Genomic DNA, 15,444 nt, shown 5'->3' with positions numbered 1-15,444 from the left:
AGCTTAACTTAGTGGCATTGAGCCCAGACTGGCGTGCTCATGGAGCGCGTTGAGTCCGTGGTTCCTCTTCTGCCGTCTTTTTGCTTAAAAAGCTGAATTCAACTTCGCCAGGTCTTCCTCTTCCACGACCTGGCGGACCTCTACCTCGATCTCGTCGAAGAGGTCGGCGTAGCGCCGCGCGAACTCGACGGCTTCGGCGCGGTCCTTGGCGTTGATCAGCGCGAAGCCGCCGATGACTTCCTTCGCCTCGGTGAACGGGCCGTCGGTCGCGGTGATCGCCGCGCCTCGGGTCTTGCGCACCCGCGCGCCCTTCGCCGACGGGTGGACGCCCTCGGCGGTGATCAGGATGCCCTTCTCGATCGAGTCCTGGATGAACGCCCCCATCGTCTCGATGAACTCCGGGCTGGGGTTCCACGCCTCCGGGGCGCGCTCGTCGAGCCGGTGCATCAGCAGAAACCGCATTGCCACTCCTGGCGTCTCGGGCCGGGGTCCGGGTCGCTCCCGGGCACGTTGACCAGCCGTCATCTTCGCGTCGAACGACGACACTCTGATTCGACAGACCCCGGAGGGCAACTTTCTCCGCGACGTGACCCGGCCGCCCAGGCAACGGCGGAGGGCTGCGAGGAGTCTTCTCCGTGGAAGCACATCCAAGTCTGGGGAGGACATGTGCGCTTAGCACGATTGTCAGTGGTCGCCGTGCTGGCCGCCGGGCTGGTGAGCCCGGTGGCGGCGCAGGCGGACCCGGTGGTCCAGGGCCGGGCCCGGACCATCACGCTGATCAGCGGTGACAAGGTGGTCGTGGACGAGCGAGGGGAACTCGTCCGCGTCGAGGGGCGGCCGGGGGTGCGGTTCGCCCGGTACGTCGAGGACGAGCACCAGTACGTGGTGCCGGAGGACGCTCTCGGCGAGTTGGCGCAGGACCGGCTGGACAAGCGGTTCTTCGACGTCACGGCGATGCACGACTTCCGCTACGACGACGCGACGACCGATCGGATCCCCCTGCTGTCCGACGGGTTCCGCACGGCGGGAGCCGTCCCGAAGGCCGAGGCCGCACAGCGGTGGGCCGAACGCCGGGCCGGCTCCCTCAGCGCCGGCAAGCTCTGGCTCGACGGCAAGGCCAGGATCACGCTCGACCAGAGCGTGCCGATGGTCGACGCGCCGGGTGCTTGGCAGGCCGGGTTCGACGGCAGCGGGGTCACCGTGGCCGTGTTGGACACCGGCTACGACCAGGAGCACCCGGAACTCAGGGACGTCGTCGCGACGGCCAGGGACTTCACCGGGGAAGGCATCCAGGACAACGTCGGCCACGGCACGCACGTCGCGGCGACCGTCGCCGGACGCGGCGGCACGTACACCGGGGTCGCCAAGGGCGCACGGCTCGCCGTCGGGCGGGTCTGCGGGACGCAGGACTGCCCGGAGAGCGTGGTCATCGCCGGGATGGAGTGGGCCGCCCGCGAGGTGAAGGCCAAGGTCGTCAACATGAGCCTCGGCGGCGACCAGAGCGACGGCTCCGACCCGCTGTCCCGGACCGTGGACCGGCTCACGGCGGAGACCGGCACGCTGTTCGTCGTGGCGGCGGGCAACAGCTACACGTTCCGCAAGGTCTCGGCGCCCGCCGCGGCGGACGAGGCGCTCGCCGTCGCGAACCTCACCAAGCAGGGTGTGCTCGCCGAGTCGTCCTCGCGCGGGCCGCGGTTCGGCGACTACGCGGTCAAGCCCGACATCGCCGCGCCCGGCACGGACATCGTGGCGGCACGGGCGAAGGGCACGTTGCCGGACCAGGCGGTCGGCGAGCTGCACGCGCGGCTGAGCGGCACCTCGATGGCCACGCCGCACGTCGCGGGTGCGGCGGCGGTGCTGGCGCAGCGCAACCCCACCTGGACCGCGCGGGAGCTGAAGGCGCACCTGATGGCGTCGGTCAAAACGGTCGCGGACTCGCCCGACCACGTCGGCACGGGGCTGCTCGACGTGCGGCGCGCGGTCGGGCAGGAGGTGCGCGCGGACGTCGGCAGCCTGTCGTTCGGGCTGGTGGAGTGGCCGCACACCGAGGTGTTCGACAAGACGATCACCTACCACAACGACGGCGACCAGCCCGTCACGCTGGACGTGCGGCACGACCTCGGGGCCGACTTCACCGTGCCGTCGAGCGTCACGGTGCCCGCGCACGGCGCCGCGCCGGTCGTCGTGCGGCTCGACCCGCGCAAGGGGCTCGGCACGTTCTTCGGGCACGTCAAGGCGACCGCGGCGGGCGTCAGCGTGGTCACCTCGGTCGGCGCGTACGTGCAGGAGGAGCGGCACGTGCTCACCGCCAAGGTGACCGGGCGGGACGGCAAGCCGCCGCTCGCCGAGTTCCTGCTGCTCGTGGACCTCAAGACCGGCCAGTCCACCGTGCTCTCGCTGAACGCCGAGGGCGTCGGCTCGACCAGGCTGCCGGTCTCCGACTACGCCGTGCTCGGCCGCATCGACCAGCACTCCGCGCTCGCCGGCTGGTACACGCCGGTCTCGGTCACCGAGGTGGCGGGCAGGGTGACGATGTCCGAGGACGTCGGCATCGAGTTGAACGCGAAGGACGGCAAGCCGATCACGGTCGACCTCGACGACGACAGGGTGCGTCCGCTGCACCGCGAGGTCGACCTGAGCGTGCCCGCCGCGCCGAGCAAGAACTCCGGGGTGAGCGGGCCGATCGAGGGTTCGACGCCGGTCTACGGCTTGTCGTTCGGCGATCCGCTGCCGCAGCTCAACTACTCGACCACGCTCAAGGCCGCCCAGCCACGGGTCTCGTTGCGCGAGTTCGGTTTCCCGGTGCGCTATGCCGATGCGAGCCCGTTCCTCGCGCCGGGCGCGCACAGGTTCCGCACGGCCAAGCGCGACGGTGACGTCAAGGGCGCGCTCGTGGTCACCGACCTCGGCAACGAGGACATCTACGCGCTGGCGCAACAACTCAAGGACGCGGGAGCCGCGGCGGCGCTGGTGCTCGGGCCGTTGCCGCTGCCGTACCCGGAGCAGACCGCGCTGCCGGTGCTGTCCGCCTCCGACCACGGCGCGGCGGACCTGGTGAGGCAGATCGGCCGCGAGGTCACGGTCGGCGCGATCGACACCTCGCCGGTGAGCTACAACCTGTTCTTCCCCGAGCAGGGCGCGCTGCCCGCCGGCCGGACGTACCGGGTGAAGCGGTCCGAACTGGCCGAGGTCGACGCCCGCTACCGCTCGTCCGGCGCGGACGGCCTGGTCCGCCAGCGCCTGTACCCGATGCGCTCCGGCGCCACGGTGAAGAACCTCGGCGTGGTGATGGACGAAGCGCTGACCGCACCCGCCGCCCGCACCGAGTACTACAGCGCGGGCAACGGCATCGGCTGGTACCAGGAGGGTTTCGTCGGCCGGATGTTCGGGACGGACGCGCGGGATCCGCTGGTCGGCGTGTGGTCGGACGTCGAGCCGGCCACGTTCGAGCCCGGCGGGCGGTACCGACGCGACTGGGGCGCCGCGGTCACCGCGCCACGGCTCGGCGGGGCCGCGCTGGTGCCATGGGCGGCCGGCGGCGGCGTGACCCGCAGCGGCAGCACCATCGAGGCGAAGGTGTCGCCGTTCGCGACAGGCCGCGCGGTCGAGTCCTGGGTGCGCACGGGGTTCGGCAGCATGGAACTCAAGCGCGACGGCGTCTCGCTCGGCATCCCGGCCGACCCGTGGCAGGGTCGGTGGGAGGTGCCGGCCGGGCCCGGCCGCTACGAGCTGTCGGTCACCGCGTCCCGCGGCGCGCCGCAGCTCGACCTGTCGACCACCGTCCACTCGACGTGGGGCTTCACGAGCGCGGGTCCGACGGACGGCCGGCCACCGCTGTTGGAGGTGGACTACAGCGTCCCGCTCGACCTCCGCAACAGCGCACGGGCCGGGGTGCCGCTGCCGGTGAGGTTCACGGTGTCCCGGCAGGCCGGTGCCGGCAAGGCCACCGTGCGGGAGGTCAAGGCGTTCGCGTCGTTCGACGACGGGGCCACCTGGGCGCCGGTCAGGCACCTCGTGCCGCGGGGCGGCAAGCCCGGCGGCTACGTCTCGCTCCGGGTCGTCGCCTCCGACACCGAGGGCAACACGGTCGACCAGACCGTCTTGAGGGCATACCGCCTCAGGGCGTGACCACCGCGGGTGGGGGCCGTTGTCGCGGTCCCCACCCGCCGATCGTGCGTGTCGGGGCCCGGTGTCAGAAGGGGATGCCGAAGGCGTGGGTCAGCGAAGTGCCGATCAGCGCCGGGAGGTCGTCCTGGCCGTCGTTCTCGGCCCAGCGGACCAGGGCGACGTGAGCGGCGCCCAGGCAGGCGGCGGCGGCGCAGCGCACGGGTAGCTCCTCGTCGGGGTCGGGCGACGGGCCGCACAGGGCGGCGACGATGGCCGACTGGGTGGCGTACTGGCTGTCGAGGTGGCGGGCGCGCAAGGCCGGCGTCGAGATCATCAGGCGGAGGCGGGCCAGGAGCAGCGCCTGGTCGGCGTGGTGCGGGCCGGTCGCCGCTGCCGCCGTGTCGACCAGCGCTCGTCCGATCCGTTGCACGACGGGCTCGTGTTCCGGCCGTGCGAGCAGGGCCGCGGCGGTCAGCGGGTCGTACTCGTCGTAGAGCACCAGGTCTTCTTTGGTCGCGAAGTGCCGGTACACCGTCATCGCGGAGACGCCGGCCGCCTTGGCGACGTCCTCGACGGTCGTGGCGTCGTAGCCGACCTCCACGAAGAGCCGGATGGCGTGCGCCTGCACCGCACGCCGGGTCTCGTTCCGCCGCCGCTCTCGCAGGCTCGTCATGTGGTAGACACTACCAAGTTGGTAGTCGATAACACCCTGGGGACCGCATGGCACGCCTGACGGGCAAGACCGCGCTCGTGACGGGGGCTTCCAAAGGCATCGGCCGCGCCATCGCCGAGCGGTTGGCGGCGGACGGCGCACAGGTGGCCGTCCACTACGGCGGCAACGCGGACGAGGCGCGGCGGACGGTCGCACGGATCGGGAACGGGCGGGCGTTCCCGATCCAAGCCGATCTGGCCACGATGAGCGGTGTCGACGCGCTGTTCGACGGCCTCCGCGCCGGGCTCTCCGGACGACCGCTCGACATCCTGGTCAAACAACGCCGCCGCCGCGCCGGCCGGTCCGATCGAGACCGACACCCCGGAACAGTTCGACCACCTCGTCGCGGTCAACGTCAAGGCTCCGTACTTCATCATCCAACGGGCGCTCCCGCTGCTGCCGGACGGCGGACGCGTCATCGCCATCTCGTCGGTCGCGACCCGCATGGCCAACCCCACGCAGACCTCCTTCGCCCTGACCAAGGGCGCGGTGGAGACGATGAGCCGCACCCTCGCCCAGGCGCTGGGCAGCCGCGGCATCACGGTCAACGTCGTCGCACCGGGCGCGACGAGGACCGACGCCAACGGGCACTTCTTCCCCCCGGAGACGTCGGCGCTCATCGCGGGGCTGACCGCGCTGAACCGGATCGGGCGGGCCGAGGACGTCGCCGACGTGGTGGCGTTCCTGGCGTCGGACGAAGCCCGGTGGATCACCGGGCAGGTCCTGGACGCCAGCGGCGGCCTGCACCTCGGGCCGCGGACACCCGCGTGACCCGGACGCTCAGCGGGGCTCGACCCTGGTGGCGGTGTCGCCGAAGACGAACGGAGAGGGCTCGCACTCGGCGATGAAGTCGCCCGGGAACCCGAGCCGGAAGTCCACCGCCGCCTCCAGCCGCCGGACCGCGTCGTCGGGCAGGGTGAGGTCGAGCGCGCCCAGGTTCTCGGTGAGCTGCGCGACGCTGCTGACGCCGACCAGCGGCAGCACCGCCCGGGACTTGGCGCGCGTCCAGGCGAGCGCCACCTGGGCCGGGCGGACTCCCAGTTCGTCGGCGACCGCCCGGACGGCGTGGGCCGCCGCGCGTTCGCGCTCCGTGAGCGACGCGGGGTCGACGCGCTGGGAACGCGGCGAACCGGGAGGCGCGTCGACGGCGCCGGACAGCTTGCCTGCCGCGAGCGGCGCCCAGGCGGTGACGCTCAGCCCGAGCGCCTCGGCCATCGGCAGCAACTCGCGCTCGACGTCCCGGTTCAGCAGGTTGTAGGGCACCTGGAGCCCGGCGAACGGCGTCCAGTCGCGCCACTGCGCGAGGGTGTTGGCGCGGGCGACGACCCAGGCCGGCGCGTCGGAGATGCCGGTGTAGAGGATCTTCCCCGCGCGGACGGCGTCGTCCAGCGCGCGCATGGTCTCCTCGACCGGCGTGTGCCGGTCCCAGATGTGCACCCAGTAGACGTCGATGTAGTCGGTGCGCAGCCGGCGCAGGCTCCGCTCCAGCGACAGCGCCAGGTTCTTGCGGTGGTTGCCTGAGGCGTTGGGGTCGTCGGCGGCACGCGACAGCGTGTACTTGGTGCCGATGACGAACCGGTCGCGCCGCTCCACGATGGAGCCGAGCAGCTCCTCCCCGTCGCCGTAGGCCGACGCGGTGTCGAGGACGTTGCCGCCCGCGTCGGCGTAGGCGTCCACGATGCGCCGGGCCTCGTCCGCGTCGCTGAAGGTCATCGTGCCCAGCAGGAGTTCCGAGACGCGCAACCCGGTCTGGCCGAAGAGTCGGTACCTCATGGTCATGCCGTCCAGCCTGGGACGACGGGCCGGCCGGAGGGAGGCCCCGGCAGGGCCTGGCTGAGCGCGGCACGACAGCCGACCGGAGAGCCCGACAAGACCTGACCACACGCGGCACGACAGCCGACCCGAGAGTCCCGACCAGGCCTACCGCGCACAGCACGACGACCAACCCGGGCGAACCCCGACGAAGCCAGGTCGCGCACGGCACGACCTAGACTCGGTGACCATGGTGGACAACGCGCTCGGCTCCTTCCTGCGTGCCCGCAGGGAGGCGATCACCCCGGCCGAGGTGGGGCTCCCGACCGGCCCCCGCCGCCGCACACCCGGCCTGCGCCGGGGTGAGCTGGCCGCGCTCGCGGGCGTCAGCGTCGAGTACCTGACCCGTCTCGAACGCGGACGCGACCGCCACCCGTCGGCCCAGGTGCTCGGGGCACTGGCCGACGCGCTGGGTTTCTCGCCCCACGAACGGGTCCACCTGCACCGCCTGGTGAAGGCGGGCACGACGTGCTCGGCGGTGACCGCCCCGCGTCCGGTGCGCCCGACCGTGCGGGCGCTGCTCGACCGGTTGGAGCCCACGCCCGCGTTCGTCACCGACGCGCACGGCGACGTGCTCGCCTGCACCGCCGGCTTCCGGTGGCTCGCCGAGCCGGTGGGCCTGTTCGACACCGACCGGCCCAACCTCGCGCGCTTCGTGTTCGGCGACGCCAGGGCGCGCACCGCGTTCCCGGCCTGGGAACAGGTGGCCGACGAACGGGCCGCCGCCCTGCGTGCCGCGGCCGACCTGGGTGACGGCGCGGCGGCCATGCTCGCCGAGGAGTTGTCGATCACCGCGGGCGCCGGGTTCGGCCGCCGCTTCACCGCCGCGGCCGTCCTGCCCGCCGGGACGGGGGTCGAGCTGTGGCAGCACCCCGCGGCGGGCCTGCTGCGGCTGGCCTACGAGCACCTGACGCTGCCCGGCGACGAGGACCACCGCCTGGTCGTCTACCTCCCCGCCGACGCGGCCACGGCGGACGCCCTCACCGTGCACCCCGGAGCCCTCGCCTACGCCCAGTGACTGTCATGCTTGCCGGGTGGTGGCGGAGGCGGTCGAGGTGTTCGAGCGGCATCGGCCGCGCCTGTTCGGCCTGGCGTACCGGATGCTCGGTTCGGCCGCCGACGCCGAGGACGTCGTCCAGGACACGTTCCTGCGGTGGCGGAACACCCGGCCCGGCTCGGTCGAGGCGCCGTCCGCGTGGTTGGCCAAGGTCGCGACGAACCTGTGCCTGAACCGGCTCGATTCCGCCCGCAGTCGCCGCGAGCGGTACGTCGGGCAGTGGCTGCCCGAGCCGGTGTTGACGCCGGACGACGCGCTGGGGCCGATGGAGACCGTCGAGCAGCGCGACACGGTGTCGCTCGCGTTCCTCGTGCTGGCCGAACGGCTCACCCCGGGCGAACGTGCGGTGTTCGTGCTGCGCGAGGCGTTCGGTTACAGCCATCGCGAGGTGGCCGAGCTGGTCGAACTGTCGGAGTCGAACTGCCGGCAGCTACACCGCCGCGCGCGGCAGCGGTTGGCCGAGGCCGGGCCGCCGCGGTCGCCGGTCGACCTGCCGGGCCACCGCGCCCTGGTCGAGCGGTTCCTCGTCGCCGCGCGGAACGGTGATCTCGCCGGCCTGGAGCGGCTGCTCGCCGAGGACGTCAGCTCGGTCGCCGACGGCAACGGCACGCCGGGCGTGGCGCGGCGGCCCGTGCGGGGCCGGGCGACGGTCGCGCGGTACCTGGCTTCGTCGGTGAGCCGGGGCATCGGGGAAGCGGTGGTGTCGATCCAGGAGGTCAACGGAGCGCCGGCGGTGCTCGGCTGGGTCGGGACGACGCTGGTCGGCGTGCTCGCCCCGCAGACCACCGGCACGCAGACCACCGGCACGCAGACCACCGGCACGCAGACCACAGGCACGCAGACCACAGGCGCGCAGATCACCGCCATCCGGATCGTGGTCCACCCGGACAAGCTCCGTTTCCTCCGCGACCAGGCGGCGCGGTTGTCACGTTCGCCGGAGGTATCCGGTTCCTAGTGGTGTACGGCGACGACTCAAGCCATGACGGAGCGGGGAATGACGACAACGATTCTGGTCACCGGCGGCACCGGACGGCTCGGCCGCGCACTCGTGCCGCGACTCGCCGACGCCGGCCACGAGGTGCGCGTGCTGACCCGCCGGGAACGCGAGCCCGCCGCGTGGACGTGGGCGACCGGTGATCTGCGCACCGGACGCGGACTCGCCGAGGCGGTCGACGGCGCGGCGGTGATCATCCACCTGGCCACCACCAACGGGCGCGGCGACATCGCCGCGACGCGCAACCTGGTCGAAGCGGCGAGCGCGGCCGGGCGACCGCACCTGGTGTACGTGTCGATCGTCGGCATCGAGAACGTCGCGCTCGGCTACTACCGCGCGAAAGCGGCCTGCGAGCGGCTGGTCGAGGAGTCCGGGCTGCCGTGGACGATCCTGCGCACGACGCAGTTCCACGACCTGATCACGGCGATCTGCGACGTCCAGCGCCGGCTGCCGGTGACGATGATGCCGGCGAAGGTGAGCTTCCAGCCGATCGACGTCACCGAGGTCGCCGAACGGCTCGTCGCGATCGCCGCGCTCCCCGCCGCGGCCAGGGTGCCCGATCTCGGCGGACCGCAGGTGCGGGACGCCGCCGAACTGGCCCGCAGCTACCTCCGGGCGATCGGACGCCGCCGCCCGGTGTGGTCGGTCCGCTTGCCGGTCAAGGCGATCCGGGACTACCGCGCGGGCCACCACCTCACCCCGGAACGGGCGGTCGGACGGATCACGTTCGAGGAGTACCTGAGCCGGACCGTGCATGCGCGGAACACCCGCTGACCCCGCGGCAACGATCCCGCACCAGGCAGCTCGACCACGGCGAAACACCCAACCGCTCGACCACAGCAGAACACCCGACCACTCGACCACGGCGGAACACCCGGCCACTCGACCCACGGCGAAAGACCCGGCGGAGGTGGTCGGGCGAGTCCTGCCGGTCGCGGTCGACACCGTTACCCTGCGCGGTGTGCTCACCGGGTGATCCCCTGGCTCACCGGTGGGCCGCCGGCACGCAGCACCCGCAGGGAGTCACGAATGAGCGACCAGCCCATCCCATCCGACGCCACCATCGCGGTCACCGGAGCCACCGGACGGCTCGGCGGACGCGTCGCCCGACGCCTGTCCGCCGCCGGTGTCCCGCAACGGCTGCTGGTGCGCGATCCCGGCCGCGCGCCACAACTGCCCGGCGCCACCGCGGTGCCCGGCGACTTCGCCGACCGGGCCGCGGTCCGGGCCGCGCTGGACGGGGTGGACCGCGTGCTGATGGTGTCGGCCTCCGAGTCGGCCGACCGGGTGGACCAGCACCGTATGTTCGTCGACGCCGCGGTCGAGGCTGGAGTAGACCACTTGGTCTACATCTCGTTCTACGGCGCCGCACCGAACGCCACATTCACCCTCGCGCGCGACCACCACGCCACCGAGGAGCACATCCGCGCCGGCGGTTTGGCGCACACCTTCCTGCGCGACAACATGTACGCCGACCTCATGCCGTCCCTCGCGGGCGACGACGGCGTCATCCGAGGCCCTGCCGGGGACGGGAGGGTCGCCGCGGTGGCGTTGGACGACATCGCCGACGCCGCCACCGCCGTGCTGCTGAACGCCCCGCAGCACGCCGGCGCCGCCTACGACCTGACCGGGCCCGAGGCCCTCACCCTGGACGAGGTCGCCGAGATCCTGACCAAGGCGACCGGGCGGGACATCACCTATCACCGCGAGACGGTCGAGGAGGCCTATCGGTCACGCGCTTCCTACGGCGCGCCGGACTGGCTGCTCGACGCGTGGGTCTCGACGTACACCGCCATCGCCGACGGCGAACTGGCCGGGATCACCGACCACGTCGAGCGCCTGACCGGCCACCCCGCCACCTCGCTGGCCGACGTGGTGCGCGACCAGGCGGCCACCGGTTGACGAGCCGCGGACCCGGCCACCGGATGGCGAGCCGCGGACCCGGCCACCGGTTGACGAGCCGCGGACCCGGCCACCGGATGGCGAGCCGCGGACCCGGCCACCGGTCGACAGCACCGCGGAACCCCGAGCACCGGATGACAGAGCCGCGGACCCCGGCCGCCGGCGGCGGTAGGAGGCTCAGCCGGGACCGATCTGGCCGAGGGACTTGACGAGTTCCTTGGCCAGCTCGGTCGAGCCGTCCGTCGCACCGGTGACCAGGCCCGCCGCGAGCTGGGCCAGCGTGCCCTTGATCGCCGTCAGCCCCCGCCTGACCACACCGCGGTCCGGCTCCGGGCGCACGACCTCCGCCAGCACCGCGTTCGCGTTCTCCGCCGCGTCCCGCTCGTCCTGCGCCGGCAGGCCCAGGTCGGAAAGCCGGCGCAGCACGTCCGCGACCACCCGGGCGACGTCCTCGAAACCGGGGGCGACCTGCTCGGTGTGCGCCTGGTTCTGGGTCACGGTGGTGTTGTTCCACGCGAGCTGCGCGTCCTTGACGTCGCCGTGGAAGACCGGGCCGTGGTAGTTGGCCACCGCGTCGGTGTCGTCCGCCATGCGTTCCCCTCTCTCGGATACCGGCGACAGCCTACGGCGTGTGACGGATCAGAAACGGACTTCCGCGGCGTCGAGGAAGCCGGACGCCCGCAGCAGGTGGACCACCGCCCGGCGGGTCTGCGCCGCCCGGTCCGCCGGAGTCAGCCGCGGCGGCGCGGTGATCGTCACCGCCAGTTCGGTGAGGGGTCCGCCGGTGCGCGCGCCCAGTGAGGAGAAGTCGACCAGGTCGTCCAGCGGGACGGCCGCCCGTTCCGCGGTCAGGCGCAGTTCGACGGTGGGCGGGGCCGTCCACCGCAGGACGCGGGGGTCGGGGCTGACCAGGACGGGCAGGGCTTCGGTCGCGGTCCGCCACGCGACGGCCAGGAAGTGGGACAGTTCGGCCCAGGTCAGCACGGCCTGCGGCGGGTCTTCGACCCTCAGTTCGGCGCAGGTCACGATCGCGGGTTCCACGGCGTTCGGCAGCGCCAGCATCACTTCGCCGGTGAAACCGGGGTGAGCGGTCGAATAGCTGAACGCGTCGAGCGTGTTGCGGTTCGGGCCCGCTGTCCACGCCGCGCCCGGCGGGTTCATGCCGCGTCGTCGGAGCATGGCCGTCAGCGCTTCGGTGAGTTCGCCGCCGGGCAGTGCCGCCACGAACTCGCGGGCCTGTGCCGTCGCGACCTCGCCCTTCCCCCGCGCCGTGGCCCAGGGCAGTCGGGCGAGCGCCCGGACCCGCAGGCACGTCGGGTCGGCCGTCCACATGCGCGCCGCCCGCGTCATCTCCAGGCTCAGGCTCGGCACGGGTTCCCACGACCACGTGTCGCCGGACCTCACCAGGCGGCCGTCGCCCCAACCGCCTCCGGCCAGCGCCACCTGACCGTCCCGGCCGTCGATCACCCGGTCGGCCGGTCGGGCGGGCACGGGGAACCCCAGCGCGTCCAGCGGGTCGTCACTCGCCACCACGGTGTGCAGCGCTTCCCAGACGGGCTCGGCCACCGCGACCGGCGGCCGGTCCGGCAGCGCGCACAGCACCCAGTTCCGGCCCGGCGGGTCGCCCTGGAACTCCTGCACCACGCCGGGACCGAGCCGGGCGAGCGCCGAGGTGGGGTGGCCGATCCCGTCCCGGAGCGCCGCGTGCAGCTCCCGGAACTCGGACCGCCGGCCCGGCACGCCGACGCCGACCTCGTGGGAACGGGACTGCTGTTGCGACACGCTGTCGTTGTCCCAGGCGAGTTGCACGTCTTTCACGGGGCCGTGGAAGACCGGGCCGTAGAAGTTGTTGATCGTCGTGGGCACGTCCGACGCCGGTGTGTCGGGCGCCCGCTTGATCGGGAGCGAAGTGCGCACGTCCAGTTGGAACAGCCCGTTGTGCATGACGCCCAGGCCCTCGGTGCCGGTGACGGAGCAGCCCACCAACTGCCCGCTGCACGAGTCCGTCAGGCCGATGCCCGCGACGGTCGCGTCGGCGAAGTCGCCGTTCGTGACGTCCAGGTAAGCCGAGTCCCGACCGCAGAGGCCCATTTCGCCCCCGCCGGAGACGGTGAGGCCCCGGGCGGTCAGCACCGCCGTGCCGAACGCGACGACCCCGCCCACCTCCACACCCGTCACGCGGCAGTCGAACATCAGCAGGCGGGCGTCCTCACCCACGCCGCAGCCGACGAAACCACGTTCGGCGACCACCCGCCGCAGCGTGATCCGCGACTGCTTGACGACCGTCACGGCGGCGATGGAGAAGTCCCGGAACCGCACGTCGACCAGTTCGGCCTTCGTGCCGCCGCCTCCCAACGCCTCCAGGCCGGTCGGGCAGCGCTCGACGTCGACATCGGAGAACTCGCCGGTGGCGTCGTCCAGCAGCCGCATCGCCGCGCTCGTCAGGTCGCGGATCACGATGCCGCTGAAGCGGCCCCGCGCGCCGTCCACCGCGATCCCGACGTTGCCGTCCGAGATGTGGCAGCCGCGCACGTCGGGGGCGCCGCCGGTGGTCGAGAACACCCCGACGTTGCCCGCGCGGGCGACCTCGCAGTCCTCGAACCGGCCCAGGCCCTGGAGGTGGACGTTGATGCCGGTGTCGCGGCAGCCGGTGAACCGGCCGCGCCGGACCACCGGGTTCGACCCGCTCGCCACGACGATGCCGTGCTCCGCGTCGGTGACCTGGAGGTCGTCGACCAGGCCTCGGGACTGGTCCGCGAACGAGACGCCGGAGCTGTGCACGGCGGTGATCCGGCAGCCGAGGACGGTGAGGTCCGCGCCGCTGTCCGCCGCGATGGCCGAATTGCCGGTGCCGGTCACCTCGCAGCCGGTGACGCGGGCCCGCGAGCCGCTGACCCGGATGCCGTGGATGCGGCTGCCGGCGAACCGGCTGTCCACGACGTGCACGTCGGCGCCCTCGATCACGGCGAGCGCGTTGTCCGCGGCATCGGTGAACCGGCAGCGCTCGACCAGCCCGGTCGAGCCGGCGAACAACGTCCGGCCGTGGCCGATCGCGCTGTCCCGCAAGGTGACCGAGGAACCCGGCCGCGCGTGCACGCTGACGCCGTGGTGGCCTTGGATGGTCGAGTTCTCGACGGTGAGCGTCCCGCCGGAACACGTCACGACGTCACTTTCGCGGCCGGTCAGGGTCAGCCCGACGACGCGCACCGTGCCGTAGGCGTCGAGGGCGGAATACCGGTTCTGGCTGATGACCACGGAGCCGGGAGCGCCGCGTCCGACCAGCTCGACCTCTCCCCGGACGACCAGCGCCTCCTGGTAGAAGCCGGGCTCGATCTCGATCACCACCCGGCGGCGGGAGCCGGCGGCGGCGTGCAGGGCCGCGGCGATGGTCCGATGCCCACGCCGCGCGGTCGGGGACACCAGGTACCGAGCCACCATCCCCCACTCCCCGACCACCCGTTCACCGGAAGCGCCGATCCTACCGGCCACCGCGCAGGGGCTCCCGGGTGCACACGAGCCGACGAGGGCAGGGCCGGCTGGAGTTCCGGCCCTGCCCTCGGCTCGGTCTTCGGCTCTCAGTCCGGTCTTCGGCCCCTGGTTCGGTACTCGGCCCTTGGCTCAGTCTTCGTCGTGGTAGGCGTGCAACTCGCGGCGTGCCCGGTGCCTGCTGCGGCGGCGCTCTTCGCGTCGGAAGTGGTAACCGGTGCACTCGCGGCACCCGTCGCTGCCGCCGCAACCCCACCAGAAGTAGGCGGTGGCCACCCAGTGGCAGCCGGCCTTCGGGTATCCCACGGACACGCTGTCGGCGGTGATCTCGTCCGGCAGGGTGCAGGGCCCGGTCCGGTGGTCGTGCACGGGCACGCAGGTCACCATCGGCGCGTCGGCCATCCGCACCCAGTGGGGCCGGGTCTTGTCGGTCCTGCTCATACGGTCGCCTTTCGGCTCCGTGACGCCCCGGGCTGGGGCTGTCATGAGACCGGGTGCACCGTGATCACCTCCGACTCCGCGCGTGATGTGACGGGACCGCGAGCCGCCGCTCGAAGAACCTGACATCGACTGTACCGCGAGCCGAGGGAGCGTGTCCGGGATGTCGGTGACGCCCGACGACCGCGACCGGTTCACCAGTCCACAAAGGACTCTACGAGGCCGGGATCGGACGATCTTCCCGTCAGGCGGCGAAGACCTGCACCCACCACGGGCCGTTGGCGCTGGAGTTCACACCCACGCCGAGGTCGCCGACACCGCAGTCGAGGATGTTGGCGCGGTGGGCGCTGCTGTTGATCCAGTCCCGCATGGCTTCCTCGGGGCTGCGGACTCCCTTGTGGATGTTCTCGCGCCACTTGCGCCACTCGTAGCCGGCGGCGTTCAGGCGGTCACCCGCGTCCGCGCCTTCCGGACTTTTGTGCGCGTAGTAGTTGCGCGCGGCCATGTCGTCGGCGTGTGCCTGGGCGGCGGCCTGGGCCTTGCCGTCCACCCGCACCGCTCCGCAACCCGCCTTGGCCCGCTCGGCGTTGACCAGGTCCACGATCTGCTGGACGGCGTCGGCCGCCTTGACCGGAGTGGTCGTCTGGTGGACCGCGGGCTGCGCGAGACTTGTGTTGGCGGGCACGGCAATCCCGATGCCCGCCAAGGTGACCGCCGCCGCGCACGCCAGGGCGTTCCGTGCCCCGCGGCGGGCGTGGTGCCGGTTTTCCGTGCCGGCGGACAGAGTCTGTGTCGGCACGTTGTCGTGGTGTTCCATGATGACTCCACTCGTCCGAAGTGCCGGTCGGATACCCTCGCGACCGGCCGCGGAACGACGTGAAAAGACATTCACCAAGTCGGGTGCGAACTGGAATACGGCCCCGGTGAATGGGTATG

13 protein-coding genes and 1 pseudogene are annotated in these 15,444 nt (G+C 72.5%); 7 read left to right on the top strand and 7 right to left on the bottom strand.

The genetic code is table 11. The features are described from left to right. Window positions 1–84: 84 nt before the first annotated feature. Entirely contained in the window at window positions 85–462 is a 378-nt protein-coding gene (locus ACQPZF_RS15890; RefSeq protein WP_433272253.1) for a YciI family protein, read from the bottom strand. A gap of 204 nt (window positions 463–666) precedes the next feature. On the opposite strand from ACQPZF_RS15890, the gene ACQPZF_RS15885 reads away from it, so the two are divergent. Then, window positions 667–4,128, top strand: a complete 3,462-nt coding sequence (locus ACQPZF_RS15885; protein WP_433272252.1) for a S8 family peptidase — start codon at window positions 667–669, stop codon at window positions 4,126–4,128. 64 nt (window positions 4,129–4,192) lie between these two features. Here the strand turns inward: ACQPZF_RS15885 and ACQPZF_RS15880 are convergent, their stop codons facing one another. Next, on the bottom strand, window positions 4,193–4,780 hold the full coding sequence (locus tag ACQPZF_RS15880) for a TetR/AcrR family transcriptional regulator (protein WP_433272250.1): 588 nt from the start codon (window positions 4,778–4,780) through the stop codon (window positions 4,193–4,195). A 47-nt stretch (window positions 4,781–4,827) separates the two neighbouring features. On the opposite strand from ACQPZF_RS15880, the pseudogene ACQPZF_RS15875 reads away from it, so the two are divergent. After that, window positions 4,828–5,037, top strand: a pseudogene (locus ACQPZF_RS15875) (SDR family NAD(P)-dependent oxidoreductase); the annotation flags it as partial. Further along, window positions 5,030–5,590, top strand: a complete 561-nt coding sequence (locus ACQPZF_RS15870; protein ID WP_433272248.1) for an SDR family oxidoreductase — start codon at window positions 5,030–5,032, stop codon at window positions 5,588–5,590. The pseudogene ACQPZF_RS15875 and the gene ACQPZF_RS15870, both read left to right, overlap by 8 nt. 9 nt (window positions 5,591–5,599) lie before the next feature. Here the strand turns inward: ACQPZF_RS15870 and ACQPZF_RS15865 are convergent, their stop codons facing one another. After that, window positions 5,600–6,598: an aldo/keto reductase gene (locus ACQPZF_RS15865; RefSeq protein WP_433272246.1), complete on the bottom strand. Its 999-nt coding sequence runs from the start codon at window positions 6,596–6,598 to the stop codon at window positions 5,600–5,602. Window positions 6,599–6,821: 223 nt separating this feature from the next. Here ACQPZF_RS15865 and ACQPZF_RS15860 point away from each other — a divergent pair, with 223 nt between their 5' ends. The 4 genes from ACQPZF_RS15860 (at window position 6,822) to ACQPZF_RS15845 (ending at window position 10,584) form a co-directional block, all read left to right on the top strand. After that, complete coding sequence (locus tag ACQPZF_RS15860; RefSeq protein WP_433272244.1) at window positions 6,822–7,649, top strand: helix-turn-helix domain-containing protein; 828 nt, start codon at window positions 6,822–6,824, stop codon at window positions 7,647–7,649. 16 nt (window positions 7,650–7,665) lie between these two features. Then, window positions 7,666–8,643, top strand: coding sequence for an RNA polymerase sigma factor SigJ (gene sigJ / locus ACQPZF_RS15855; RefSeq protein ID WP_433272242.1), 978 nt, complete (start codon window positions 7,666–7,668; stop codon window positions 8,641–8,643). Window positions 8,644–8,682: 39 nt separating this feature from the next. Next, complete coding sequence (locus tag ACQPZF_RS15850) at window positions 8,683–9,456, top strand: SDR family oxidoreductase (protein WP_433272240.1); 774 nt, start codon at window positions 8,683–8,685, stop codon at window positions 9,454–9,456. A 255-nt stretch (window positions 9,457–9,711) separates the two neighbouring features. Continuing rightward, the gene (locus tag ACQPZF_RS15845) at window positions 9,712–10,584 is read left to right on the top strand and encodes an SDR family oxidoreductase (protein ID WP_433272238.1); all 873 of its coding nucleotides are present in this window, start codon (window positions 9,712–9,714) and stop codon (window positions 10,582–10,584) included. 177 nt (window positions 10,585–10,761) lie between these two features. Here ACQPZF_RS15845 and ACQPZF_RS15840 read toward each other — a convergent pair whose 3' ends face one another. The 4 genes from ACQPZF_RS15840 to ACQPZF_RS15825 all read right to left on the bottom strand — a co-directional run bounded on the left by ACQPZF_RS15840 (window position 10,762) and on the right by ACQPZF_RS15825 (window position 15,325). Beyond that, window positions 10,762–11,175 (bottom strand): hypothetical protein, encoded by a 414-nt coding sequence (locus ACQPZF_RS15840; protein ID WP_433272236.1) that lies wholly within the window; start codon window positions 11,173–11,175, stop codon window positions 10,762–10,764. A 48-nt stretch (window positions 11,176–11,223) separates the two neighbouring features. Beyond that, on the bottom strand, window positions 11,224–14,022 hold the full coding sequence (locus ACQPZF_RS15835) for a right-handed parallel beta-helix repeat-containing protein (RefSeq protein ID WP_433272234.1): 2,799 nt from the start codon (window positions 14,020–14,022) through the stop codon (window positions 11,224–11,226). Window positions 14,023–14,202: 180 nt separating this feature from the next. Next, window positions 14,203–14,511, bottom strand: a complete 309-nt coding sequence (locus ACQPZF_RS15830) for a hypothetical protein (protein WP_433272232.1) — start codon at window positions 14,509–14,511, stop codon at window positions 14,203–14,205. Window positions 14,512–14,752: 241 nt separating this feature from the next. Further along, on the bottom strand, window positions 14,753–15,325 hold the full coding sequence (locus ACQPZF_RS15825) for a CAP domain-containing protein (RefSeq protein WP_433272230.1): 573 nt from the start codon (window positions 15,323–15,325) through the stop codon (window positions 14,753–14,755). Window positions 15,326–15,444 lie beyond the last annotated feature (119 nt).

Source organism: Actinosynnema sp. CS-041913, assembly GCF_050942485.1.
In the GTDB taxonomy this organism is placed as follows: domain Bacteria; phylum Actinomycetota; class Actinomycetes; order Mycobacteriales; family Pseudonocardiaceae; genus Actinosynnema.
The sequence above is the reverse complement of the archived record's forward strand: the minus strand, read 5'-3'. Positions and strand labels throughout refer to the sequence as shown.

Coding starts and splice junctions, on each gene's coding strand:
- ACQPZF_RS15830 (WP_433272232.1), bottom strand. CDS start 14,511: ATGAGCAGGACCGACAAGACCCGGCCCCACTGGGTGCGGATGGCCGAC.
- ACQPZF_RS15890 (WP_433272253.1), bottom strand. CDS start 462: ATGCGGTTTCTGCTGATGCACCGGCTCGACGAGCGCGCCCCGGAGGCG.
- ACQPZF_RS15845 (WP_433272238.1), top strand. CDS start 9,712: ATGAGCGACCAGCCCATCCCATCCGACGCCACCATCGCGGTCACCGGA.
- ACQPZF_RS15825 (WP_433272230.1), bottom strand. CDS start 15,325: ATGGAACACCACGACAACGTGCCGACACAGACTCTGTCCGCCGGCACG.
- ACQPZF_RS15860 (WP_433272244.1), top strand. CDS start 6,822: ATGGTGGACAACGCGCTCGGCTCCTTCCTGCGTGCCCGCAGGGAGGCG.
- ACQPZF_RS15865 (WP_433272246.1), bottom strand. CDS start 6,598: ATGACCATGAGGTACCGACTCTTCGGCCAGACCGGGTTGCGCGTCTCG.
- ACQPZF_RS15840 (WP_433272236.1), bottom strand. CDS start 11,175: ATGGCGGACGACACCGACGCGGTGGCCAACTACCACGGCCCGGTCTTC.
- ACQPZF_RS15850 (WP_433272240.1), top strand. CDS start 8,683: ATGACGACAACGATTCTGGTCACCGGCGGCACCGGACGGCTCGGCCGC.
- ACQPZF_RS15880 (WP_433272250.1), bottom strand. CDS start 4,780: ATGACGAGCCTGCGAGAGCGGCGGCGGAACGAGACCCGGCGTGCGGTG.
- ACQPZF_RS15835 (WP_433272234.1), bottom strand. CDS start 14,022: ATGGTGGCTCGGTACCTGGTGTCCCCGACCGCGCGGCGTGGGCATCGG.